Here is a 24,599-nt window from a genome sequence, read left to right as displayed (position 1 = left end):
CCTAATCTCGTAATGAACGACCAGTTAATTGTAAAAACAATGATTCCAGGTTAGGCTCCTGCACTTGAATCGAGGAAACCTTGACATTGTTTTTTACAGCAGCAGTAACTATTTCACCAAGAGCGTGAGTGCCTGAACTCACAAAAATTTCGAAGCTCTTTTCCTGTTCATGACCAATTACACTTTCCGTAATTGACAGTGTATTCAATTCATCTATTAAGCTATGCTTGAAATCATTAACCTCCATTTTTACAATTGTACCGCCAGATAGTCGATTACATAAATCTTCCTTTGTTCCAACGGCAATCATTTCACCGTGATCAATGATTCCGATTCGTTTACATAAAAATTCAACTTCTTCCATATAGTGACTCGTATAGATAATTGTCAATCCTTCTTTATTTAGTTCTTTAACCGTCTCTAAAATATGATTTCTCGATTGAGGGTCGATCCCGACTGTTGGTTCATCCATGATTAATAATTCTGGTTTATGCATTAAAGCTGCGCCAATATTAATTCGGCGTTTCATGCCGCCAGAAAATGTTTCAATCTTATCCTTTGCCCGATCACTGAGCCCAACAAAGTCTAATACTTCATCAGCCCTTTTCCGCACATCCCTGCCGGATAACCCGTACATTTTTCCCCAAAAGAGCAAATTATCGAGTGCAGACATGGTTGGGTATAAGGCGATATCCTGTGGAACGACGCCAATTTTCCTTTTAATCTCCAAAGGATGATCATTTACGGAAAAACCACCTACAGTAATTTCCCCCTCATTATATGGAAGGAGACCGCAAATCATTGAAATAATGGTTGATTTTCCAGCACCATTTGGTCCTAGCAAACCAAAGGCCTCCCCGTTTTCAACTGAAAACGTTACTCCTTTCACTACCTCTGTTTTTCCAAAGCTCTTTCTAACTTTATTAACAGCAAGCATATTTGCTCAGCTCCTTGCGACTTATTTATATACCTATTGTATTAGGAAACCCTGTTTTTTCCATCTACCTTGCGATAGAATCTAAAAAAACAGGACGACTATTTATTAGTCGTCCTGTTATCTATGAATGTGCTAAAAGTCATGTCTCAAAAGTGGTGATTCCATATCGGACGGCGAAGATTGCTGCCTGCGTGCGGTCTCTTAGTTCTAATTTGCTAATGATGTTGGATACATGATTTTTTACCGTTCCTTCGGTAATAAAAAGTTTATCGGCAATTTCTTTATTGCTGCATCCATGACCTAATTGCACTAAAACTTCTAACTCCCGTTCGGTTAATTCCTTGAAGCTGGATGGAGGTTGATCGAAATTCTTTGGAGATTCCGGTACGTGTGTCCTTTTTAACTCTCTTAACACTTGTGTTGTTAAATCAGGAGGTAAAACCATTCCACCGGAGTGAACCGTCATGATCGCTTGGACAATGGTATCAGTGGCCATATCCTTGAGGAGGTAACCACTGGCCCCTTCCTTCAATGCTTCAAAAATAAGCTCGCTATCTTTAAACGTCGTTAACATTAACACCTTTACATTCGGCAGCTGTTCGCGGATCAGCTTTGTGCCCTCTACTCCATTTGTATTTGGCATGCGAATATCCATTAAGACAATATCGGTCCCCAGTTCTTTGGCCATTTCAAAAGCTTCTTTTCCGTCCTTTGCCGTTCCGACCACATTGATTTCCGGCCGTAGGTTTAAAATCGTTGCCAATCCGTCTCTCATTAGTTCTTAATCATCTGCGATAAGAATATTAATCATTGTGTCCCCCTCATACTCCAGCGAAATTGCTTTAATGGAAACCCCACATTTACGCGAAAACCTTGACCGGCATTACTTTCATATTGGATAGATCCCCCATGCTCTATTACGCGTTCGCGCATATTGATAAGCCCAAAACTTGGCTGTACCTGTGTAACTCCGGTTCCGTTATCATCAATAGCCAATTGGATAAAATCGGGCTGGCAATTAATGCTGACATGGCATTTGGTCGCATTTCCATGCTTTTTAGAATTGGTAAGCGACTCTTGAATGACACGGATAATGGCGGGCTGGATGGAAGTCGGAGTATTAATGGGGTCCCCGGCTATTTCTAAAGACACCTCAAGCTCTGTCATTTGTGAAAACTCTTTTAGTAAAGTTTGGAGTGTTGTTAAAAAGGTAGTGCTGACACCGTCATCCTCACGCAATGCCCTGACAGAGGTCCGAATATCGCCTAAGGCAGCTCTGGTCAGTCCCTCGCAATTTTTAATGGTTTCCTTACTTTTCTCTAAATCGAGCGGCATCAATTCCCGGGCTACTTGCAGTTGCACAATCAAAGCTGTCATTTTATGACCGACCGTATCATGAATTTCTCTGGCTATTTGGTTTCGTTCACGGATGACGGTTAATTCCTCCACTTGTTTTGAATAGGATCTGAGCTGTTCGTGTACGTCAGACAGTTCTTGATGGGAATTACTTAGAAGTTCGTATTGGTAAGCGGCCTTTTCCCGGGCTACTTGGAGCCTGTGGATCAGTCCGCCGACAACCGCGCAAAAAACAATAAACATAAAATTGACCATGTTATCGGCAAAATTAAATTGATTTGTTTTAATAAAAGTGAAATATAAAATGGAGCCCCAAAGCAGAAAAAACAAAAGGATGTAGGAATATAGGACCTTTCTTTTATCCGTCATAATAAATAAACTAACGGCCAGTATTCCAAACATGATTAAGTACAAATTCGATTGGCCGGCAAAGAAGAAGCCAAAGCAGGCAGTTAACCCTAAATCAAGGGCAATGAACCATGTTTGATAGGCTTTAAGTTGGACAGAAAAAGAAAGTATGTGGTTCCCAATAAATAGAATCGTTGCCGTAATGACAAAGATTCGGCGCCAAAGCTCACTGTCATCAATTATGAAATAATAAATAGATCCTAATAAAATAAACATTAAAGCCCTGGTTAAACTCAGGAGGCTTAAAGGTCGTCTAAACAAAATTTACATTCCCTCCTTAATTGTGGATGGAAAAAGTTGTGGGATTTCATAGTATATTTTACCATTTTTTGAAAAAATGAAATAGGATTTTTGGAAGATTACTAGCTTCCTCATTTTTAAAAAAATAGTTTCGCTTTCTTCAAATAAATTTTGAATAAACTATAAAATAGTGATTGACCTTCACGTTACGTAAAGGTGTATTGTTTTCTTAGGGGGTTATCAAGATGGAATACACGGTGCAGAAGTTAGCAAAATTAGCAGGAGTGAGCACCAGAACGCTCCGGTATTATGATGAGATAGGAATTCTTAAGCCGGCAAGAATGAATTCATCTGGATATCGGATATATGGCCAAGAGGAAGTAGATCGATTGCAGCAAATACTTTTTTATAGAGAGTTAGGTGTCAGTTTAGACCACATCAAGGATATTATCATGAATCCTTCCTTTAATGGAGAGGCTGCACTAAGGGAACATCGTGAAAAACTCCTTGAAAAAAGGGCACAATTAGACTTGTTAATTGCGAATGTAGAAAAAACAATTGCCTTTACCGAAGGGAGAATGAATATGTCAAATCAAGAAAAGTTCGACGGCTTTAAGAAAAAGATGATCGCTGACAATGAACAAAAATTTGGCAAGGAAGCCCGTGAAAAATATGGCAGCGAAACAGTTGATAAATCCAATGCGAAACTAATGAATATGACTGAAAAAGAATATAATGAAGTTAAAGAATTGGAGATGCAGGTAAGGGAAACATTGGCTCAAGCCTTCGCAACCAGTGATCCGGCAGGTAAGTTAGCTCAAAAAGCAGCAGAATTGCACAAGCAATGGCTGACCTTTTATTGGAGTGAATACAGCAAGGAAGCACACGCAGGTCTTGCAGAGATGTATGTCGCTGATGAAAGGTTCAAATCCTATTACGATAAAGATCAGCCGGGAACTGCTGAATTTCTACGAGACGCGATCCGGATCTTCACTGGCATCAAATCATAAAAGAGGGGCTTAAATGACGAAAAAATGGTGGAAAGAAAGCGTCGTTTACCAGGTATATCCCCGAAGCTTCATGGACAGCAACGGGGATGGAATTGGTGATTTAAAAGGTGTTACCTCCAAATTAACTTATCTAAAAAATTTAGGAATTGATGTCATCTGGCTGTCACCGATGTACAAATCCCCAAATGATGATAATGGCTATGATATTTCTGATTACCAAGCTATTATGGAAGAATTTGGTACCATGGCTGATTTTAATGAGCTGTTGGAGCAAGTGCACCAGCACGGCATGAAATTGATTTTGGACTTAGTCCTTAATCATACAAGTGATAAACACCCTTGGTTTGTTGAGTCTCGTTCCGCAAAAGTAAATCCGAAACGGGATTGGTACATTTGGAGGGACGGCAAACAGAACCGAGAACCGAATAATTGGGAATCCATTTTCAGTGGACCAGCTTGGAAATATGACGAACAAACAGACCAATATTTTCTGCATCTATTTTCAGAACGCCAGCCTGATTTGAATTGGGAAAACCCTGAGGTAAGAAGTACATTATATAACATGGTAAACTGGTGGCTGGAAAAAGGAATTGATGGTTTTCGGATAGATGCTATTTCCCATATTAAAAAAAAGCCGGGCTTCCCCGATATGCCTAATCCTGAGCAGTTGGATTGTGTTCCGTGTTATTCCTACATGATGAATGTTGAAGGAATTGATGAGTATCTTGCTGAACTCACTGCAAAAACATTTAAAAACTACGACATTATGACGGTGGGGGAGGCCAACGGCGTAAGCATCAATGATGCTGATCGGTGGGTTGGGGAAGAAAATGGCTATTTCAATATGATCTTTCAGTTTGAATTTCTAGGTCTCTGGGATAAGAATTCGGAGGGCACTGTCGATGTCCGCGGTTTAAAAAAGGTTTTGGCCAAGTGGCAGACGGGCTTGGAAGGCAGAGGCTGGAATGCTTTATTTATTGAAAATCACGATCAGCCGCGCCGGGTCTCCACTTGGGGAAATGACAGGGAACTTTGGAAAGAGTCTGCCAAGATGCTGGGAGCCTTATATTTCTTAATGAAGGGCACCCCGTTTATTTATCAGGGTCAGGAAATTGGGATGACCAATGTCCAGTTCCCATCAATTGAGGATTATAAAGATGTTGAAATGATCAACTATTACAAAGCTCAATTGGCAAAAGGCCACTCCAAAGATGAGATTATGAAGGCAGTTTGGAAGCGGGGAAGGGATAATGCCCGTACTCCGATGCAATGGGATGCAACAAACATGGGGGGATTTACAACAGCCGATCAAACATGGCTCGGAGTAAATCCAAATTATCGAAAGATCAACGTTGTGAGTCAATTAAACGACCCCGATTCTATTTTAACCTTTTATAAAAAATTAATTCGGCTAAGAAAAGAAAATCGAGTGTTTGTCTATGGCACGTTTGAATTGATAGCAGCCAATCACCCGAGATTGTTTGTTTACACACGAAGTTTAGGCAAACAGAAAGCGATTGTAATCAATAATTTCAGTGAAAAATCCAGCCGGTTTAAGGTCCCGTCTAGCTTAGCCTATTCTACTTCTCAGCTTGTCTTAAATAACTATGACCTGAACGATCAAAAATTACGGGAAAATTTTACCCTTAAGCCCTATGAAACAAGGGTCTATATCCTCGAGTAAAAATCCCCCTCGTCAAGCGAGGGGGATTTATTTATACATTTTCAGCACTCCATTTAAAATTAGCGATTGAATAGGATACTATAATAGAAAAGAAACAAAAGGGGAATGTGAATGAATGGAGTTATTTCTCGCTGTATTGCTGCTTTTAGCAATTATTGGACTTTCCAACATCATTAATCACTTTATACCGTTTATTCCGGTGCCGCTTATTCAAATTGGACTTGGAGTTTCACTAGCGGCTCTTCCATTAGGGATTCAAATCCAAATGGAGCCGGAGTTGTTTTTTGTGTTATTTATTGCGCCCTTACTCTTTAATGATGGGAAAAATGTTTCAAGAGCTGCATTATGGAAATTTCGAAAACAAATTTTAATGCTGGCACTTGGGCTTGTGTTTCTTACGGTAATAACGATTGGTTACTTCATCTATTGGATCATTCCAGCCATTCCTTTACCAGCAGCATTTGCCTTGGCGGCTATTCTATCACCAACGGATGTTGTCGCTGTTAGCGCCATATCAAGCAGAGTAAATATGCCGAAAGATATTATGCACTTGCTTGAAGGCGAAGGACTAATGAATGATGCATCTGGTCTAGTGGCGTTTAATTTTGCGGTTGCTGCGACAGTAACAGGTGCTTTTTCGTTAACTGAAGCAAGCTTAAGCTTTTTAGCCATTGCGATTGGAGGTTTTATTGGTGGGGCGATTGTTGCCTTCATTATTATTCGATTTAGAGTGTTTATACGCCGGCTTGGGATTGAAGATGTAACCATTCATATGGTCATTCAGATTCTTACTCCGTTCGTAATCTTTTTACTTATTGAGCATTTTCATCTATCCGGGATTTTGGCTGTTGTCGCCGCTGGTATTGTCCATTCAATCGGACAGGATCATAAACAGAGACCCACCGGCAATCTAGAAATTGTCTCAAAAAATACCTGGTCTGTGATTTTATACATTTTGAATGGATTAGTATTTGTGGTGCTCGGATTACAAATTCCAAGGGTGCTTAGTCAAATCTTTAAGGACCCTTTATTTAATAATCTTGAAGTGACCATGTATATTCTGTTGATAACTTCTGCTCTGCTTTTGCTTCGCTTTGTATGGATTTCGATAACATGGTGGAGTAGTTGGAAGTTGAAGCTTAATAAATTCACAAAGCCAAGTTTGAGGGAGATCGGGATTACAACGCTATCTGGGGTAAGAGGGGCTGTAACATTGGCTGGAGCGTTTTCTATTCCATTTGTGCTCGCTAATGGAGATCCTTTTCCAGAACGGCCCTTAATTATTTTTATAGCGGCAGGGATTATTTTAGTTACCCTAGCCGGGGCGAGTATTTTTTTGCCGATTATTGCTAAACCAAATGTTGTAGGGGTTGAAAATAACAAAGAAGAAATGGAAAAGACAGCCTATAACAGATCTCAGGAAGCAGCCATTTGGGCAATTCGGGAGGTAATGAATGAGAATAATCGCGAAGCAGCTTTGTCTGTTATCTCAACCTATAACCACAGGATTAATCAAGCTAGATATAAAGGGAATGAACAGGATTCACACCGGTTAAAGAAAGAAGAAACGGAAATTCGGTTGAAGGCCCTTGAGGCGGAGTCTCAATATATCACCTATTTAATAAAAGAAAAACGGATTGAGCGGGAAATCGCCTATCTTGCGCTAGAATATATTCGTCGGATGGAAATAGCTGTTACGAACCAAATGAGATATCGAGGTATGGTTATCTGGACATTGTTTAAAAGGAGTATGCTGCGAACAACCCAGATCTTTAATCCGAATAAACAGGAATTACGCAAAAAAAGGCGGATTAAACAGAAAAAGCTAATCCAGCTAAAAATAGAAATGGCGGAAGCAGCAATAAAAGTATTGAAAGGTGGAATAGTGCCTACCAATAAGCATATTTCTTATCTAGTAATTGGGGAATATAATAAGCTGATTACAGGGATCAAGCTCGTGAAAAATACAAAGGGCACAAAAGTTTTCAGCCGTTTAAAACGAGAGCTCCAAGACAAAGCGTTTCAAGTAGAAAGGGATGAAGTTCAAAATTTGTATGAGAAAGGAAACATCACGATTGATGTAGCCCGAAAGCTTCGGACGCAAATCAATATAAGAGAAGCATATTGGATGGAAGAAAATAGTTTGCCATACATAGAGAGGCACCGTTTTTCATAATGAAGCTGATTGGAGCCTGCAGAGGGAGAGAGTACTTGTGAAAGGAAAATATAAAATTATCACGCCAATGCTTATATTTGGAAGTATTGGCGTATTTGTTAAAGGAATCGATCGTTCCTCAAGTGAAATTGCATTCCTTAGAGGAATGATCGGGTGCCTTTCAAATCATATACGGCGCGCTTATCCTGGATTTTAACCTTTTTCAGTGCCCTCGCTTGAATAGCAAAGTATATTTGTGGCAAGTACATTAAATGCGATCTTTTGATAAAAATAGGGGAATGGTTTAAGTATTAAATTCTTGAAACATTTTTTTATAAAAAATTTATGTTTGAAAATAAAATAATCTGTGAATCTATAACTATTTATATTGACGTAAGAAAATATAACACATATAATCATTCTAAAGTTACAATTTATGTGAGGAGATATGACATGATTGTTGTGGATGAATTTTATAATCAAATTGTCTTTCAGTTTTCTTCAGAACAATTAGTCGAAATTTTACAAGATATAAAGATTCATAAGCAAAAAGAAATAAATATCCTCAAGGATAAAATTAAAAAGTTCGAGCAGACAAGAAGAGCGCATGAAGTGTGGTATCAATCGTTATCACCTATGCGAAAATTCTTCACAGGACGTCCGCCCAGCCATCATCAGGCAGTAGAATATATTGTGAACGTAAAGGAAAGATTCAGTACGATTGAAAAGATAAACAATCGGATTTCTCAATTAGATGAAACAATTTCTTTAGTAGAGGCCGATCAAGAAATAAAACAAGTTGTCCTATCACCTTTTATTATTGAAGAAATAAAAGCATGGAAAGAAAAGGAGGGGGCCAAATAATGAGCATGCAGGCCTTAAATTTCGGCTTAAATACGATCTGGGTGGTTCTAACAGCTGCGATGATCTTATTAATGGAAGGCGGCTTTGCTCTATTGGAGGCAGGCTTTGTTCGATCCAAAAATAGTGTCAATATCATAATGAAGGTTTTTGCTGATATTACGATTGGGACACTATGTTATTACTTAGTTGGGTTTGCCCTTATGTATGGAGCTGACTATCTAGGTGTTATTGGAAAAAATGGCATTATGCTTCATGGAGATTTCTCTTACCTACATCTTTCCGTTTCTAAAGATACATTTTGGCTATTCCAAGGAGCGTTCGTTATCGCTGTTATTTCCATTGTTTCAGGGGCAGTTGCGGAAAGAATAAACTTTCGTGCCTACCTCCTATATGTAATCCTCATGACAATGTTCATCTACCCGATTGCAGGCCATTGGGTGTGGGGAGGCGGCTGGCTGCAGAAGTTGGGGTTTGAGGATTTTTCCGGGTCAGCAGTCATCCACGCATTAGGCGGTTTTTCAGCACTGGCCGCGGCAATACTGATCGGACCAAGGAAAGGGAAATTTACGAAAGAGGGTTTAAGTACGATTGCTCTCCCAAGCAACCTTCCACTCGCATCGGTGGGTGCGTTTTTATTATGGTTCGGCTGGTTTGGTTTTAATGCAGGAAGTACCTTACAGGCAACTGATGTACGTATTGGACATATTGCCATAGTGACCATGCTTTCGGCTGCGGCAGGTGGAGCGATTACCTTAATCTATACTTTATTCCGTTACGGACGTTCAGATGCCCCGTCTGTTATTAATGGTTCTTTAGCTGGACTTGTTGGAATTACGGCAGGCTGTGCATTTGTTAGTGATGAGTCGTCAATTCTTATTGGCATTGTTTCTGGCTTGTTAATGATGGCAGCAACGAACTGGCTTGAGGCTAGGAAAATTGATGATCCCGTGGGCGCGTTTCCAGTACATGCCGTTTCAGGAGTCTGGGGGACCATTGCAGTTGGTCTATTCTCGACACAAGGCGGGGTGTTTACTGGCGGAGGATTTCACTTACTTGGGATTCAGGTTCTTGGTTTAGTAATCTTGTGCGCATGGGGCTTTTTACTGACGTGGGTCGGTCTAAAAGTAATTAAAATGTGGGTTCCGATTCGCGCAACTGCTGAAGAAGAGGAACTAGGTTTGGATATTAGCTACCACGGAATTATGGCAACACACACCTCTCCTGAATTTATCAAGTTGGAAGAGTACTTTGATAATGGTAAAAAGGGAAATTAAGGTATTTCTTGAATAGTTTGGAAGAAGCAGAACCCTAAGAATAGTTAGGATTCTGCTTCTTTTCTTTTAATTGGTTTGGTTTTGGACTTTTATCACTATATTTTTAACATTATAATAACAGTATTAATGCGGGAAATTGATATAATACTCAGGAAATTAGGGGCTTTTTACTGGTTCACTGGAATAGATTTGGTTATTACTTTGAAGAGATGTGGGATTGAAAATGAATAAACATGAGTTTTTTTATTATCTATTTGCAGCCTTTATTTTAGGTATTATACCTGTTGTAGGGAAGTATGTGACAGTTATTAATACTTTCTTGCATGAAGTTGGCCATGCTTTAATGGCATATTTGCTTGGCGGCAGGGTTCATTCCATCTCTCTGTTTGCGAATACGGAGGGAACTGCAGTTACAGCACATTCAGGACGAGTGCCCCGAAATCTTACAGCCTTTGCAGGTTACCCATTCTCGTCTTTTTGCGGATTTGTTATGATCTGGGCTTTAAAGAATGGTTATAGCAGCTACATCCTTTTAGGGTGGTGCAGTCTGCTTATCGTCGCCTTTTTTCTGTGGATTCGTAATCTTTATGGCTTTTTTTGGGCTATCAGCTTTGGAGCGATCAGCTATTATGTGATGTTTATTAATACAGCGTTAAAAGAGCCATTTGTTTATTTTATTGCTGCTGTTGTCGTCGTGCAATCACTTATATCCGCACTGATTATTTTATATTTTAGCATTGCTCAGCCTGATGATTCCGGTGATGCAGGACATTTAGCACGTTTAACCGTGTTTATCCCTGCGTTTGTGTGGGGGATCATCTTTGCTGGGCAAGCCGTTTATTTCCTTTTTAAAGAGATGCAGTTATTGCTTTATTAGTTAGTGAATTTGCGATTGAGTTATGGAAACTTAAGCTTAATTAACGATTACTAGATAAAAGCACAGAAAACCAACTAATGACCCTAAAATACCACCGGCGATGACGTCTGAAGGATAATGAAGACCTAAGTATATTCTTGATATAGCTACACAGATTCCTAAAGGAATAAGGACAATTGCAAGGTTTGGAATAAGTAATACAAACGGAATAATGACTGAGAAAAAAGCTGTCGTGTGACCGGATGGAAAAGAGTGATCCTGGAGCGGGTTTGCTGGGAACTTCGTTTCTTCTAATGTTATATACGGTCTTTTTCTAGGAAAAAGCTTTTTAACAAAATGGACAGGTAAATGACTTGATGCTAATGCAAGTGCACTTGCTAGAGCAGTCATTCTTGTTTCTTTAGATGAGAAGATAAGTAAAATGAGCATGATGCCGATCGTAAAGGAAGCTCCACCCAAGTGAGTAATCGTCCGAAAAAAGAAATTTAAATATTTTTTATCAAAATGCTGATTAACATTCTGAAACAAGTGGCATTCGAATTCGTAAAAGGCTTGAAGAACTCTCATTATTTCTCTTCCCCTTAAGTTAAAATAAAATTCTGTTTTTTCTACTCTCATTTTATTACATGAATCTAAACCTTTCTTTGCGGCAGTATTAAATAATTGTAAAGAATTGTTTTATTCGGATAAAATTTTGTGGTGACAGGGATCAGTCAAAGATGCCAAACTGTTTTAATGAAAAAAATACCTGACCCCTGTAAACATTTTGGGATCAGGTAAGATTGAGGATGATTATTGAAAAATACTTGAATATTTGAACATCTTGGGAAAGATGATTCACGTGGAATTATTTTTCTTCCTTCCTTTTAAAAAGCAGCTTTTACTTAAAGTAAGAAGTGCCGACAAGTGAATCAGGTGTCGTGCCTAGTGCTAAGAGACAGATTTTTGTACAATCCTTATTCTGGTTTTGAATGAAAAATTGTTTTAAAACCTGGAAGTCAGCATCATCTTTAAGCTTTTGAACTTCTTTTTTATAAAGGCGGAGAACAGATCCATATACAAAATTAGGTTTATCCTCACCAGGATCTTTATCCAAAAGTAACGCGCCTAAGTAATGATATTTAAATTGAAAGGCCCGGGTGAGATTTACCACATCCAAAAATTTTACAAAAAGCTCTGGATAATCCTTTTTAAGCTCCTCTAGTTCTTTGCTTGACTCTGTTAATTCATTAAGACTAGTAAAAGTAACCATATTTAATTTCCCCCTTAAAATTTTTCTAATATATTTTCCAACTACTATACTCATTCATTTACACGTTATAACCAAGGAAGCTTGGATGTATCGATTAATATAGGATTTCTGCCCTTTTGACTAATATTCCGACAATTAATGACATAAAGACTTATAAGGTTCGATAGCTGCTACATAAACCTGACCATAGATCTTTCGTTACTTCCTTTCCTTTTAAACTCTAAAATAACACTTTCGATTCAAATTCTATTAAGTTTTTCCTAGTAATCCAAGTGTATGACCGGTTTTGTCGAAAGTAAAATGGTTTTATTTTATCTTACATATAGTTATTATCTATGAAAGTGTTTTCAGCCATGTGAAATAAAGGTCTTTTATTTCGACAAAAACGTTTCTTTTTAAAGAAGCGCTTTCGACAAATGGCTATCTACTTGTTAATTTGAAAGGATTAAGCCTTTTGAAGCTCTATGGAAAGTTCTTTTTTTGTAAATTGCAGCCATTCATTTGCAGCATAGGAAAGATACTGATTTTTCCCCCAAATAATTGCAAGTTTCCAATTGATCGAAGGGTTGACTACTTTAATCGACTTCACGTTGCTGGTTAATTGCCTGCAAATGCTTTCTGGTAAAAGAGAGATTCCAAGTTTACTAGCAACCATTTCTTCTATAAAGGTGCGTTGCGAGCATTCTGAAATCGTGTGAGGGCAGAAGCCTACACTGTTACATGCAGAAATAATCAGGTCGTTTAGAACAAAGTCTTTATTTAATAAAATAAACGATTCATTTGCCAGTTCAGTCAAGTTAACCTCTTTCCTATTTGCTAACGGATGGGAAGAATGAAGGATTAGCTTTAGGTCTTCTTCCATAAATGAAAAATGCTCAAAGATATCATCCTTGGTAGGAAGAACGATAACACCGACATCAAGTAGATTTTTATTTACGTCATCTTCGATTTTCTTTGACCCATCCTCAACGATTTGATAAGTAATCCCAGGATACTTTTCATGAAAGCTTCCCATGATTTTGAGAAAAAGGTGTGCATCAAAAATAGGGGGTAAGCCAATTCGAATATGACCTTTTTTTAGTCCTAACAGATCGTCTAATCCCATTTCTAAATTTTTGAAGGCTTTGTCAATTAATTTTGCCTGCTCCAATATAATCCGTCCAGCATCCGTTAAGGTAACCTGCTTTCGAGACCGATCAAAAAGTGAAACACCCAACTCTTCCTCAAGGTTTTTAATCATTTTACTAATCGTTGGCTGTGTAATAAATAAATGATCTGCCGCACGGGAAAAGCTATTAAAATTTGTCACCGCAATAAAATATTGTAAATGTTTGATATCCACTGTCGTACACCTGCTTTTGATTAGTTGTAGGAAATATGATCCTATCCTTTTCCCTCCAGCTTAAAAGCTCTTTTTAGTAATTGTATTTTCTTGTGATGACAAACGATACTGAAGATTCTTAATCTTCCAACGGAACTAGTAGTAGGTTTGCCTGTTTATAAAAGATCATCGTAAAGGATGGATTCAATGTTATAATACAGCATATTCTGTACTAATGAAAATAATCTGTCCTAGGTTGAAAGATATGGATGACATCTATGAAAAAGGCGCCATCCAAATATAGATGGCGCCGGATTTCACTTTACGAATGCAATTAGGAACGGCAAGACGATAAAAGATATAAGTGTTGTCCAAAGGATGCATTTTGATACCATTTTTGATGACGCATTAAATTTTTCAGCTAAAATAACGGCATTAACCGCGACTGGCATACACGACAAAATAAAAAGAACAGAATGCACGATTCCTTTGATATGTAAGATTGAAAGACAGATTAAAGCGATAAATGGTGATAGGAGCAAACGTACAGACAAACCTGCCCAAAAGGATGCTTGAACTTTTTGGTCTAACTTGGAAACTTTCACGCTCACCATTTGTGCTCCTAAAATGGCTAAAACAACAGGTGAGTAGGCGTTTGCAATCATTGATATACCCTTAGCAACTCCACTAGGTAAGGGAAGGTCAAGGGTACGAAGAATTAGTGCTAGTATGGCAGCGTAGATAGCCGGTAAAGAGAAGACAGATTTGATGGCGCTTTTTACATTGAACTGGGAGCGCGCTGCAAAGTAGACGCCGATTGTATTGACGATTACCATTTGCGTAATAACATAAATGGATGCTTTATCTAAGCCGAGCTTTCCAAAAGCGAGCAAAATGAGTGGGAGTCCATAGTTGACACTGTTCGTGAAAGAAGAAACGAGCGTCAGCCCGGAAATCTCAGGTGAAGACAATTTTAATAGTTTTCCTAAAAGATTCGCAATTGCCCATAGGAATAATAAATTCAACAGAGAAAAAGCAAGCGTCATATAGACATCACTGTGAGAGACTTTGGCTGTAGTTAAGGTATCGAGAATAAGAGCAGGGCTTAAATAGTATAATGATATGGTTAATAAGGGTTTTGTTTCAAGGTTCTTGTACCGACCGAGCAGTGCTCCAATAATGACAGGTATGGATAGTGGCACAATGACTTGAAATAAAGTTGAAAAAACAGTTTGAATCATACATAGTCTCCCTTTCTATCTTTATCTTTTTTAAACTATAGCTTATAAGATAAAAATTATTAAGAGAAAATTTGAAAAAAATAGGCAGTAAACCAATTTCTAGCTGTTATTTGTCGGCCATAGGTAAAAGGAAGGTAGAAAACTTATTAATCATACGTTTGATTAATAAATTTAATTGTAAGCAAAAAAAACCAATTCACATCATTGTGAATTGGTTTGCGTTGGTAATTATATTAGATGAATGGTACAAACTCACCATAAAGCTTTTCAATTTTCTCGACTACTGTTTCAATTAGTTTTTTCATTTTGTTTTCCCCCTGATTGATCGTTTTATTATCGTCTTATTTGATACTCTTATTATCATACAAAGGGGTTATTTTCACAAAGTCGTTGAAAACGACAACATTTGTGAAGAAAACGTGAACATTATCTATGAAAACGTGTAAAGTATGTCTTTTTCTTAGTTTTTCTTTCTTTTACTCTATTTTTCTCTCTGCTTCACTTAACAGCTTCAAACAGCACTGCAACCCCAATTCCGCCACCGCTGCCGATTGCAGCAAGCACATATTTTGCCTCCTTGCGTCGTTGGACCTCATAGAATAGTCTCGTAACGAGAATAGAACCAGAGGCTCCGTACGGATGACCGATCGTTAACGCACCACCGGATACATTCAGTTTTTCAAACGGTATCGAAAGCTCTTGGGCGCAGGCAATGATTTTAGAAGCGAAGGCCTCATTTATTTCAATCAAATCAATGTCTTCCACTGATACGTTATTTCTTTTCAATAATTCTTGGATGGTTGGTACAGGAGCGAATCCGGGCAGAGAAGGCTCCACTCCTAGTACCTGGCTGTCGACAAACCGCAGGATCGGCTTAAAACCGAGCTGACGGGCTGTTTCTTCTTCCATTACTAAAGCAGCAGAAGCACCATCGTGAATACCGCAGCTGTTTGCGGCCGTGACAGTGCCATTTTCTTTTAAAAAAAGCGGCTTCGCACGTTTTAAAAGGGCTTCAATATTCCGCTCTCTGATAAATTCCTCGTCAATTTTCCACTGATCAATCGGGATGATTTCTTCCGCGAAATACGCACTTTTAAAGGCTTCCCAGCTGCGTTGATAGCTTACTAGTGCGTATTCATCCTGTTTGTCCTTTGAGATTCGAAATTTTTGAGCGACACATTCAGCTGCCACGCCCATATCGGGATCTCCAATTTTGTCCGGAGAGAATCGGGCCCGCGCTGGAAAAGGCGAGGTGCTCGTACTTTCAACCCCGCCGGCAATGTAACACTTGCCGGCACTACCCTGAATAAGGTGACAAGCCAGTCTGATTGCTTCAAGCCCGGCACTGCATTGTCGATCGAGTGTTAATCCGGGAACAGATAGTGGAAGTCCCGCTTCTAATACAGAAACTCGGGCTACGTTTCCCCCTGGTCCTGTTACATTACCAAGAATTACATCATCAATGTTCCCTTCAATACCATCTGCCAAATGCCGGAGGATGGGGGCGGCCAGCTCATATGGTGATAGATTTCGAAACATGCCATTCTTTTTACCAATCGGTGTTCGTTTTGTTTGGACAATTACTGCGTTTCTAATGGCTCTCCACCTTACTTTCTATCAACTCTTTCAGCTTTGCACGAGCAATTTTTCCGCTTGATGTATATGGCAATTCCTCAACGAAAACCCATTTACGAGGCACTTTATAGGAGGCAAGATTCTGCCTGCAAACTCTTTTTAGGTCTAGACGAGAAGCTGTTCCCTTAACAACAGCTGTGACGATTTGTCCCCAGTAAGAATCATAGAGGCCGATCACTGCGGCTTCTTCTACATCGGGATGAGTGGAGAGGACCTTTTCAATTTCTTCGGGAAACACATTGATGCCCCCATACAAAATCATATTCTTTTCTCTCCCTTTTATATAAAGGAAGCCATCATCATCGATATAGCCCATATCGTGAACCGTGACCCAGCCATTTTCATCCTCAATCGATTGTATCGATTCATCTGTTAGGTATCCGATAAATACCATATCGCTTTTCACATAGATCTTTCCGGTTTCATTAGGCTTTGCCAGCACAGAATCCGCAAGACGAATTTGAATTTCAACATTGTGGCATGGCTTTCCAACTGATCCAGGTTTCTGATAAGAGTCATGATCAGACGATACAGTGACAAAGCTGAGCTCACTCGCTCCGTAAAATTCATACATCGACAAGTTTGGAAACAGCTTTCGAATCTGCTTTTTTGAATGTTCTTCCCATTTGGCCCCGGAAGAAAGAAACTTTACAGGTTTGTCCGTGATGTGGTTTTCCGCAAGTAGGGCAGCAATCATCGTAGGTACTAAATACACAACGGTAATCGGCTGTGTTTCAATGATATCCAAAGTTTGCAAAGGGGAAAACTTTTCAAGCAGAAATACAGTGCCCCCAAGATATAATGTGCTGATCGCTCCATAAAGGAAATGAGAATAAATGAGGGATCCAGGAATAAGAGCTATATCCTGATTACTGATCTGAAAATCAACCTGATTGCAGTCAAAGCTGGCGGTCCAAGAAGCTTGAGAACGAATAAATCCTTTTGGTTCTCCAGTGGTGCCAGAGGTAAAACCCATATAAAAGGGGAGATTCCCTACAAAAAGTTGTGCCCGTTCCACTGGGAATTGGTTGATTTTCGCTAAGCAATTATCCCAAATTATCATTGATGAATCAATGTGACTTACTTGCTGGAACACTTCGTTTACTGTAACAAAAACGGATGGACGGGAAAGGCTTAGCCGTTTTTGTAACTCGCCTTCAGTCCATTTAGGGTCAAAGGGAACAGCAATCCAGCCCGCCATTGAGGCACCTGCAAAAAGCTGAAGAAAAGGGATTCCATTGGGCAGTAGAATTCCAATCGTTTTCCGGGTAACATGAAGGGAATCCAGCCAATTTGCTGTTTTACAAACAAGTTCATACCATGTTTGATAGTTTATTTGTTCAGTAGGTGTTTGAATCGCGATCTTATTAGGAAAATGGACCTTATTTACTGCGTATGTTTCCGTAATGCCAGCCATGGTGAACTCCCCTTTCTAGAAAAAAGAGACACATCATTGTGTCTCAGCGTGTTTAGCTATTTTTTGAAAAGAAACTGGTGATTTTAGTAGTCTGTAAGCTAAATAGGAAGCGAGAATTGCCTTTATAGCATCTCCAGGGATGTAGACAAGAGAGAGTTTGGCAGCCTGAAGAACTGGAATGTTCATTACAAATGCCTGAACAGGAACTCCGATTAAGTAGATTAAGAAAATCCCTACAGTAAGATTAACCAATAAAATATTCCTTAACTTTAAATTGCGAAAACGAGATACCAGAAATCCTACGCAGCCTGCAGTAATCGGGTAAGAAAGCAGGTAACCGGCACTAGGTCCAACAAAAACACTGAGTCCACCCCGACCTCCGGATAAAAGTGGAATGCCAGCAGCGACAATCAATAAGAAAACCACCATTGAGAGTGCCCCGCGCTTTGCGCCTAATACGGTACCGGCAAGAAGAACCCCTAGTGTCTGTAGAACGATCGGAACAGGTGTAAACGAAAGCATAATTGGCGGAACCAAGCCCATTGCCCCCATAATCGCTGCAAATAAGGCGATATATGTAATATCTAAGACCTTCATAATTTCCCTCCATTGTTTAAAAGATAAATAACTATTTTTATAATTTTCATTTTATTTGCTAATGACATATATGTCAACTATATTTTTTTTTAGTTAACATATATCTAATCCTAATCCCACTACCAGAGAGCTTTCGATTTCAAATAAAAACAAGGACAAAAAGCTGAATCGGTTGTATTTTACTTTGGATCAATGATAGCAATCCTCCTTTTTACAGCGCTATTTTGAAGTGGGTTTTTTGCTAGAGTTTGTGGGCTTTGGAAGCAGAACTCTTTACTCTCATTTTCCCAATAACCAACAATAACAACGGAAGAATAAAACAAATAGTTAGGGAATAAGATGTTAACGTTGTTTTAATGAATAGATGAATATGGGCAATATTTGGACTCATAAAAATGGCAAAAGTTATAATTAAAAACGCCAATGGAAAGGTAAGGATTTTGTAGCTTTTTAAGTCAAAAAGCTGAGCTACCCCAAGCGAAAGTCCGTAATAACAAATGGTTATCTTAAAATACAATGTCAGCATCCAAATAATAGCAACTGTGACTTCTACTCTTTGGATAATGGTTCCTATAATTATTTTTTTTCCTAACATATACGAAGGATAGGATTGTCTTGCAGTCAAATTGACACCTAAAACGAAAATGCTCAAAGCAATCACAATTGTTATGATAATGGCTCCAATTAAAAATCCTTTATAAAAGGATTTCTGCATCTCAGCCTTGTTCGTAACATACGGTATAATCATCAGTAAAATGCCGAGCTGCAAAGGGTTTCCCAAATTCCCGTATGAACCTTTTATAACTGGTTTCAGACCTTCTTCGAAAATAGGCTGAATATTTTCAATCTTTATTTGAGGGATTAGAAACAAGATTAATACTAGAAGCAGAATGACAATCCATGGAAAAAAGATTACCACCGAACGGCAGATGACTTCTAGACCTAACCGAACACCAATTAAGCTCGCAAATACAAATATAATCATTATCATTTGCACGGGTGTGTCAACTAATATTTCAGTTGTCAAAAAATCCCCTAAATCTCTAACCTGTCCACTAGCAATGACGTAAACATAAAAAAGATAGGGCAGGGATGCAAGTTTGCCCATCCATTTTCCTAATATTTTTTCATTGTACTCAACATACGTCATAGATGGATAAAGGGATGCTAATTGGTTAAAGGAGAAAATAAACAAAAAAGTAATCAGAAGGGTAAAAATAGCAGCAATCCAGGCATCCTGTTTTGCTGTTACTGCAAGTGGTGCCGGGGCAACAAGTATGGCACTCCCGATTGTAAATGTGGTCACCATTATTAGAAATTCACCAGAATTAATTTTTCCTTTTTCGAGCATACTTTAATCATCCACCTCTCTATGAGAGAATTCGTTCAATGAAAATTGTTACGGGACTATAAATCTTTATAATTAAGTCAATAGGAGATGGAATTGGTACATTCAGGCTTAATAGAACACTCAACGTTAGACCTGCTGAAAGCAGCAGGAAGAAAACAATGATTTCTCTCCACCATTTTTTTTTCATGAGGGGAGGTATTTCAAATAAAGAAATAACAGCCCCGATAACTAAAATTGCCAGGATTGCCCACATTGTTCATTACTCCCCGATTTCTTTTTGAAAGGATTTTGTAATCGTTCCTAAACGGCGAATCTTTGCATTCACCTTAACGGATACTTCTATGTTTTCAAATTCTTGCTCCCAATTTGGTTCAAGGCGTTTCCAGGCTTTAGGATCCGCTCGGTGAATCACCTCACCAAAACCAAAGATATCGCTTTTATAATCCTTTTGAACCTTTTTTATTGCTCCTTCAATTTTGTCTTTAATCTCGCTTTGGTATTTTTCTTCTAATTTTTTGATGTTTTCCGGCTTAGATACATCGATTGTGCACTCAACGTCGCCGACATTTCCCTCTGAGAAGACAGAAATAGTAATTTTCGGTTTCCCCTGTTCCACTTTTCCCTTTACTTTGGTTTTTGAACGAATGGTTTCAATCGCTAATTTTCCGTCCTCACATGGCACATTTGTTGCTGTACTTGACACTTTATCGATAATATAGTTAAAACCACTGCTTTCCTTAACATTTAGCCATCCTATGAGTTTATCTTTTTTAAATACACCTATAGAGTCAATTCTTAAGCCAGTCTTTGGAGAGATATTCTGTACATTTTTGAAGTCACTGCCATATTCAGGGTTGCCATAGACGTAAACTCCCGTTAATATAGGTTCTTTCCCTTTGCTGACAAGGTTGTTTATTAACTCATCTAAGGTGACTGCTGTTGTCGGTCCCCATTTTTTATCTGAATTATCTAATGCGTTAAAAAGTTTATTTGCCGGCAATTTTTCTTGATGTGTCATGACATTAAGAATATCGTAAGCAGTAGATCCCTTTGCGACCATCATATAGAAATCCGAACGCATTTCATGGTCCCGGGAAAGAAGATCCAGAGTTTTTCCAATTCCTTCTTTAGCCAGTTTCTCTCCAAAGACAACTACACGAAGATGGGATACATAAATTTCTCTTGGTGAATCAGTTGCCAGTTTTCTAATGGCTTCAAAAATGGTCGACCCGCTTTTCATAAATCTAATCACTTCCGTACGTCCGGAACTAGTTTTCCCGGCAATCTCTCCGGGATTAATCACTTGGGCGGACAAAAGATAGCCATTCTCTGTTTTATCAATTCCTAATGCAGTCACGATTGAGAGTTCATTCAGCTCTTTACTGCTCCAGCACCCAGTTAGTAAACTGATTAGGATAAGGAGCATAAGGAAGATACTTATTACTTTGTTCATTTTAATCCCTCTTTTAAAAGCTCCCATTATTTAGTCGGCGGTTTTGGAGCAGCTGAGTCTTCTTTTCTTGTATCCTTTTGATTAATCAGTCGGGGCCGAGTAGATAAAGCCCAGTGGGGAAGTCGAATGATATTATCCTTTTGATCCTTTAATATAAATGGTGCATTTGGAGCCATATAGGGGATTCCAAATGACCGTAAGCTGTTTAAATGAAGAACCATCACAATTAACCCTAAGATAATCCCAAATAATCCAAACGTAGCTGCTAGAATCATAAACAAGAAACGGAGCATTCGAATCGAAATGGACATACTGTAGGCAGGAAAAATAAAACTACAAAGTGCTGTTATGGAAACGACAATGACCATCATCGGAGACACAATCCCAGCTTCAACAGCCGCTTGTCCAATTACTAATGCCCCAACGATCGAAATAGATGAACCAATTGCTCTCGGCATCCTCAAACCCGCTTCACGCAGGATTTCAAAAGTCAACTCCATTATTAGCGCCTCAACAAGAGCTGGAAATGGAACCCCTTCTCGTTGCGCAGCCAAACTTATGAGCAAAGGCGTCGGCAGCATTTCTTGATGAAAGGTGGTAATGGCGATATAGGCTGACGGTGACAGCAAGGCAAGGAAAAAAGCAAGATAGCGGAGGAGACGAATTAATGTCCCAATATCCGCGCGTTGATAGTAATCTTCACTGGATTGGAAAAAATGGACAAAAAGAGCAGGAACGATAAGGACATAGGGGGTCCCATCAACAAGAATAGCAATCCTCCCTTCTAAAATCGCAGCAGACACAGCATCAGGACGTTCACTATTAAGAATAGTTGGAAATGGAGTGAAAACTTCATCCTGAATGAGCTCTTCAATATATCCGCTTTCAAGGATCGCATCAATGTTGATTTTATTTAACCGACTTTGTACTTCTGCGACCGTTTTCTCGTTGGCAACTCCTTTAAGGTACATAATGCTAACATCTGTTTGAGTCCTTTTTCCGATTTGTTTTGTTTCTAGTCTAAGATTCGGATCTCTTATTCTGCGCCGTATTAAAGCTGTATTCGTTCTTAGTGTCTCTGAGAACCCATCTTTTGGTCCTCTGACAACCGTCTGTGCGGATGGTTCCTGAACACCGCGGTCCGCCCAACCTTTTAAACTAACTGCAAGACCTTTTGGATATCCATCAATTAATAGGATTGTATCCCCAGATAATAGGTGGAAATATAGCTTTTGAAAATCACTTATTTCCTGCAAAGACCCTACAGGAAGAGAAATTGATTTTATAACATCGTACCAATTTAGGGAATTGACAACATTTGGACCTATATTGGCAAATCTAATTTTTTCCATAAGTATGTCAAGAATAAAATTCTGAACTGCATCTGTGTTAGTTAATCCTTCCGTAAAAATAATGGCTAATTTTAATTCTCCATTTTCACCTGCCTGGAATTCCCTTGTCGTAATGTCTGAACTATTTCCTAACTCCTCTTTGATCAAGTCAAGATTCGTTTTAAGATCTGAGAAAATTTGGTTTTCCGTTTGTGTCTGCGAAAATTGGTTTTGGCTTTCTGACTGTTTATCTTTTAGTAATTTCCTTAATTTAATAGGTATCCGTGATTTCATTGTTAATCACCTAGATCATAAATTTGTTAGGGAATAGGACTTCACAATTCGGACGCTTGCGCTTTTCCTATATAATCCGCAAAATATGGTAAATTATCCATCTGATTTAATTTTTTATTGACAGGTACCTTCTAGACTTTGAACCGTAATGAGCGAAAATGTTGTTACAATTCTTCTGGTTTTAGGTATATTAGCGATAGGAGCAAATAAATTAACAGATGGGCATATTCTTAGTTAAGAGGAGTGTTCTTTCATGGAAAGATACATCTTATCATTGGATCAGGGTACCACAAGTTCACGTGCGATCCTTTTTAATAAAAAAGGAGAAATTGTCCATATTTCTCAAAAGGAATTCACACAATATTTTCCTAAACCAGGCTGGGTAGAACATAATGCAAATGAAATTTGGGGTTCGATTTTAGCTGTTATTGCTGCCTGTTTAGCAGAGGCTAATGTAAAACCGGAGCAGGTAGTGGGAATAGGAATTACTAACCAGCGTGAAACGGCGGTCATTTGGGACAAAGAAACAGGTCAGCCAATTTATCATGCGATTGTTTGGCAATCCCGGCAAACGGCAGAAATATGCGAGGAATTAAAAGCAAAAGGGTATGACCAATTATTTCGAGATAAAACAGGATTATTAATTGATGCTTATTTCTCGGGAACAAAAGTGAAGTGGATGTTAGATCATGTGGAAGGGGCGAGAGAAAAGGCAGAGCGTGGGGGATTGCTATTTGGAACAATTGATACATGGCTCATTTGGAAGCTTTCTGGTGGAAAAGCCCATGTTACTGATTACTCTAATGCATCCAGAACCTTGATGTTTAATATTCACGACCTAAAATGGGATGAAGAGTTATTGAAAATTCTTACTGTTCCGGCTGCGATGCTTCCAGAAGTCCGTTCATCTTCTGAGGTTTACGCTGTGACTGCGGAATATCACTTTTTTGGCAGTAATGTTCCAATTGCCGGCATTGCAGGTGACCAGCAAGCAGCATTATTCGGTCAGGCCTGCTATGAAAAAGGAATGGCAAAAAACACTTACGGAACCGGTTGCTTTATGTTAATGAATACTGGTGAACAAGCTGTAAAATCAAAGCATGGTTTATTAACCACGATTGCCTGGGGGATTAACGGGAAAGTTGAATATGCATTAGAAGGAAGTATTTTTGTAGCCGGGTCTGCGATCCAATGGCTTCGGGATGGACTTCGAATGTTTACAAATGCAGCAGATAGTGAGAAATATGCTGCTAGAGTGGCTTCAACAGACGGCGTTTATGTGGTGCCGGCATTTGTTGGGCTCGGAACACCCTATTGGGATAGTGATGTCCGCGGTGCAGTCTTTGGCTTAACCCGCGGGACCACGAAGGAGCATTTTATCCGAGCAACCTTAGAATCTCTTGCCTATCAAACTAGAGATGTCTTGACTTCGATGGAAGCAGATTCAGGGATTTCACTTAAAGCATTAAGAGTAGATGGAGGCGCCGTTGCCAATAACCTTCTTATGCAATTCCAAAGTGACATATTAAGTGTGCCCGTTGAACGTCCGCTAATAAAAGAAACAACTGCATTAGGTGCGGCTTATTTAGCAGGATTAGCAGTGGACTATTGGAAAAGCCAGGAAGAAATTGCTGGGCAATGGAATATGGATCAAGCATTTACAACGGAGATGGGTGAAGAGGACAGGGAAAAGCTATACCAGGGCTGGAAAAAGGCAGTAAACGCTGCTATGGCTTTTAAATAAATGTTATTCGCCTAAGGGATGTATTACGGACAAAATTGAGTACTGAGACCAAGAAACTATCCGTAAGAGATAGTATTATGGACAGAATTGGCTGCTGAAACCTGGAAACTGTCCTTCATCGGCTTTATGAAGGACAAAATCGACTGCCGGAACCAAGG

At 39.1% G+C, this 24,599-nt stretch carries 22 protein-coding genes; 8 read left to right on the top strand and 14 right to left on the bottom strand.

The genetic code is table 11. The features are described 5' to 3' along the window. Position 1: 1 nt before the first annotated feature. The 3 genes from JN080_RS14670 to JN080_RS14660 all read right to left on the bottom strand — a co-directional run bounded on the left by JN080_RS14670 (position 2) and on the right by JN080_RS14660 (position 2,962). A complete protein-coding gene (locus tag JN080_RS14670; RefSeq protein ID WP_256236759.1) occupies positions 2–937 on the bottom strand; it encodes an ABC transporter ATP-binding protein in 936 nt (311 codons plus the stop codon). Between the two features lie 139 nt (positions 938–1,076). After that, positions 1,077–1,712 carry a response regulator gene (locus JN080_RS14665; RefSeq protein WP_256236758.1) on the bottom strand — a complete coding sequence of 212 codons (636 nt, stop codon included), beginning with the start codon at positions 1,710–1,712 and terminating at the stop codon, positions 1,077–1,079. A 32-nt stretch (positions 1,713–1,744) separates the two neighbouring features. Then, positions 1,745–2,962, bottom strand: a complete 1,218-nt coding sequence (locus tag JN080_RS14660) for a sensor histidine kinase (protein WP_256236757.1) — start codon at positions 2,960–2,962, stop codon at positions 1,745–1,747. Positions 2,963–3,186: 224 nt separating this feature from the next. Between JN080_RS14660 and JN080_RS14655 the strand changes: the two genes are divergently transcribed. The 7 genes from JN080_RS14655 to JN080_RS14625 all read left to right on the top strand — a co-directional run bounded on the left by JN080_RS14655 (position 3,187) and on the right by JN080_RS14625 (position 10,805). After that, complete coding sequence (locus JN080_RS14655) at positions 3,187–3,951, top strand: MerR family transcriptional regulator (protein WP_256236756.1); 765 nt, start codon at positions 3,187–3,189, stop codon at positions 3,949–3,951. Between the two features lie 13 nt (positions 3,952–3,964). Continuing rightward, complete coding sequence (locus JN080_RS14650; RefSeq protein WP_256236755.1) at positions 3,965–5,635, top strand: glycoside hydrolase family 13 protein; 1,671 nt, start codon at positions 3,965–3,967, stop codon at positions 5,633–5,635. Between the two features lie 115 nt (positions 5,636–5,750). Continuing rightward, positions 5,751–7,811, top strand: coding sequence for a Na+/H+ antiporter (locus JN080_RS14645; protein ID WP_256236754.1), 2,061 nt, complete (start codon positions 5,751–5,753; stop codon positions 7,809–7,811). 37 nt (positions 7,812–7,848) lie between these two features. Beyond that, positions 7,849–8,007 (top strand): hypothetical protein, encoded by a 159-nt coding sequence (locus JN080_RS14640; RefSeq protein ID WP_256236753.1) that lies wholly within the window; start codon positions 7,849–7,851, stop codon positions 8,005–8,007. A gap of 236 nt (positions 8,008–8,243) precedes the next feature. Beyond that, the gene (locus JN080_RS14635) at positions 8,244–8,654 is read left to right on the top strand and encodes a hypothetical protein (protein ID WP_256236752.1); all 411 of its coding nucleotides are present in this window, start codon (positions 8,244–8,246) and stop codon (positions 8,652–8,654) included. Further along, positions 8,654–9,928, top strand: coding sequence for an ammonium transporter (locus JN080_RS14630; RefSeq protein ID WP_256236751.1), 1,275 nt, complete (start codon positions 8,654–8,656; stop codon positions 9,926–9,928). Before JN080_RS14635 ends, JN080_RS14630 begins: the two co-directional genes overlap by 1 nt. 223 nt (positions 9,929–10,151) lie before the next feature. Continuing rightward, positions 10,152–10,805, top strand: a complete 654-nt coding sequence (locus tag JN080_RS14625; RefSeq protein WP_256236750.1) for a M50 family metallopeptidase — start codon at positions 10,152–10,154, stop codon at positions 10,803–10,805. 36 nt (positions 10,806–10,841) lie between these two features. On the opposite strand, the gene JN080_RS14620 is transcribed toward JN080_RS14625, so the two are convergent. The 11 genes from JN080_RS14620 to JN080_RS14570 all read right to left on the bottom strand — a co-directional run bounded on the left by JN080_RS14620 (position 10,842) and on the right by JN080_RS14570 (position 22,697). After that, positions 10,842–11,372 (bottom strand): phosphatase PAP2 family protein, encoded by a 531-nt coding sequence (locus JN080_RS14620; RefSeq protein WP_256236749.1) that lies wholly within the window; start codon positions 11,370–11,372, stop codon positions 10,842–10,844. A 313-nt stretch (positions 11,373–11,685) separates the two neighbouring features. After that, positions 11,686–12,057, bottom strand: coding sequence for a hypothetical protein (locus tag JN080_RS14615; RefSeq protein ID WP_256236748.1), 372 nt, complete (start codon positions 12,055–12,057; stop codon positions 11,686–11,688). 445 nt (positions 12,058–12,502) lie between these two features. Further along, complete coding sequence (gene cidR, locus JN080_RS14610) at positions 12,503–13,399, bottom strand: cidABC operon transcriptional activator CidR (protein WP_256236747.1); 897 nt, start codon at positions 13,397–13,399, stop codon at positions 12,503–12,505. Positions 13,400–13,695: 296 nt separating this feature from the next. Then, on the bottom strand, positions 13,696–14,619 hold the full coding sequence (locus tag JN080_RS14605; protein WP_256236746.1) for an AEC family transporter: 924 nt from the start codon (positions 14,617–14,619) through the stop codon (positions 13,696–13,698). Between the two features lie 498 nt (positions 14,620–15,117). Next, positions 15,118–16,215 (bottom strand): acetyl-CoA C-acyltransferase, encoded by a 1,098-nt coding sequence (locus JN080_RS14600; RefSeq protein WP_256236830.1) that lies wholly within the window; start codon positions 16,213–16,215, stop codon positions 15,118–15,120. After that, positions 16,211–17,671, bottom strand: a complete 1,461-nt coding sequence (locus tag JN080_RS14595; protein WP_256236745.1) for an AMP-binding protein — start codon at positions 17,669–17,671, stop codon at positions 16,211–16,213. Before JN080_RS14595 ends, JN080_RS14600 begins: the two co-directional genes overlap by 5 nt. Before the next feature lie 33 nt (positions 17,672–17,704). Then, positions 17,705–18,268, bottom strand: a complete 564-nt coding sequence (locus tag JN080_RS14590; protein ID WP_256236744.1) for a biotin transporter BioY — start codon at positions 18,266–18,268, stop codon at positions 17,705–17,707. Between the two features lie 241 nt (positions 18,269–18,509). Further along, positions 18,510–19,619, bottom strand: coding sequence for a GerAB/ArcD/ProY family transporter (locus JN080_RS14585; protein WP_256236743.1), 1,110 nt, complete (start codon positions 19,617–19,619; stop codon positions 18,510–18,512). Between the two features lie 19 nt (positions 19,620–19,638). Further along, a complete protein-coding gene (locus tag JN080_RS14580) occupies positions 19,639–19,872 on the bottom strand; it encodes a hypothetical protein (RefSeq protein WP_256236742.1) in 234 nt (77 codons plus the stop codon). 6 nt (positions 19,873–19,878) lie between these two features. Then, a complete protein-coding gene (locus JN080_RS14575; protein WP_256236741.1) occupies positions 19,879–21,072 on the bottom strand; it encodes a Ger(x)C family spore germination protein in 1,194 nt (397 codons plus the stop codon). Between the two features lie 26 nt (positions 21,073–21,098). After that, positions 21,099–22,697 carry a spore germination protein gene (locus JN080_RS14570; RefSeq protein WP_256236740.1) on the bottom strand — a complete coding sequence of 533 codons (1,599 nt, stop codon included), beginning with the start codon at positions 22,695–22,697 and terminating at the stop codon, positions 21,099–21,101. Between the two features lie 253 nt (positions 22,698–22,950). On the opposite strand from JN080_RS14570, the gene glpK reads away from it, so the two are divergent. Next, positions 22,951–24,441 (top strand): glycerol kinase GlpK, encoded by a 1,491-nt coding sequence (glpK, locus tag JN080_RS14565; protein WP_256236739.1) that lies wholly within the window; start codon positions 22,951–22,953, stop codon positions 24,439–24,441. Positions 24,442–24,599 lie beyond the last annotated feature (158 nt).

Source organism: Bacillus sp. EB600, assembly GCF_024494385.1.
Taxonomy (GTDB): domain Bacteria; phylum Bacillota; class Bacilli; order Bacillales; family Cytobacillaceae; genus JAEVLT01.
Note: the sequence above shows the minus strand (reverse complement) of the source record. Positions and strands in the feature narration are given on the sequence as shown.

Coding starts and splice junctions, on each gene's coding strand:
- glpK (WP_256236739.1), top strand. CDS start 22,951: ATGGAAAGATACATCTTATCATTGGATCAGGGTACCACAAGTTCACGT.
- JN080_RS14615 (WP_256236748.1), bottom strand. CDS start 12,057: ATGGTTACTTTTACTAGTCTTAATGAATTAACAGAGTCAAGCAAAGAA.
- JN080_RS14590 (WP_256236744.1), bottom strand. CDS start 18,268: ATGAAGGTCTTAGATATTACATATATCGCCTTATTTGCAGCGATTATG.
- JN080_RS14620 (WP_256236749.1), bottom strand. CDS start 11,372: ATGAGAGTTCTTCAAGCCTTTTACGAATTCGAATGCCACTTGTTTCAG.
- JN080_RS14625 (WP_256236750.1), top strand. CDS start 10,152: ATGAATAAACATGAGTTTTTTTATTATCTATTTGCAGCCTTTATTTTA.
- JN080_RS14580 (WP_256236742.1), bottom strand. CDS start 19,872: ATGTGGGCAATCCTGGCAATTTTAGTTATCGGGGCTGTTATTTCTTTA.
- JN080_RS14630 (WP_256236751.1), top strand. CDS start 8,654: ATGAGCATGCAGGCCTTAAATTTCGGCTTAAATACGATCTGGGTGGTT.
- JN080_RS14635 (WP_256236752.1), top strand. CDS start 8,244: ATGATTGTTGTGGATGAATTTTATAATCAAATTGTCTTTCAGTTTTCT.
- JN080_RS14570 (WP_256236740.1), bottom strand. CDS start 22,697: ATGAAATCACGGATACCTATTAAATTAAGGAAATTACTAAAAGATAAA.
- JN080_RS14665 (WP_256236758.1), bottom strand. CDS start 1,712: ATGAGAGACGGATTGGCAACGATTTTAAACCTACGGCCGGAAATCAAT.
- JN080_RS14645 (WP_256236754.1), top strand. CDS start 5,751: ATGGAGTTATTTCTCGCTGTATTGCTGCTTTTAGCAATTATTGGACTT.
- JN080_RS14650 (WP_256236755.1), top strand. CDS start 3,965: ATGACGAAAAAATGGTGGAAAGAAAGCGTCGTTTACCAGGTATATCCC.
- JN080_RS14575 (WP_256236741.1), bottom strand. CDS start 21,072: ATGAACAAAGTAATAAGTATCTTCCTTATGCTCCTTATCCTAATCAGT.
- JN080_RS14595 (WP_256236745.1), bottom strand. CDS start 17,671: ATGGCTGGCATTACGGAAACATACGCAGTAAATAAGGTCCATTTTCCT.
- JN080_RS14670 (WP_256236759.1), bottom strand. CDS start 937: ATGCTTGCTGTTAATAAAGTTAGAAAGAGCTTTGGAAAAACAGAGGTA.
- JN080_RS14605 (WP_256236746.1), bottom strand. CDS start 14,619: ATGATTCAAACTGTTTTTTCAACTTTATTTCAAGTCATTGTGCCACTA.
- JN080_RS14585 (WP_256236743.1), bottom strand. CDS start 19,619: ATGCTCGAAAAAGGAAAAATTAATTCTGGTGAATTTCTAATAATGGTG.
- JN080_RS14655 (WP_256236756.1), top strand. CDS start 3,187: ATGGAATACACGGTGCAGAAGTTAGCAAAATTAGCAGGAGTGAGCACC.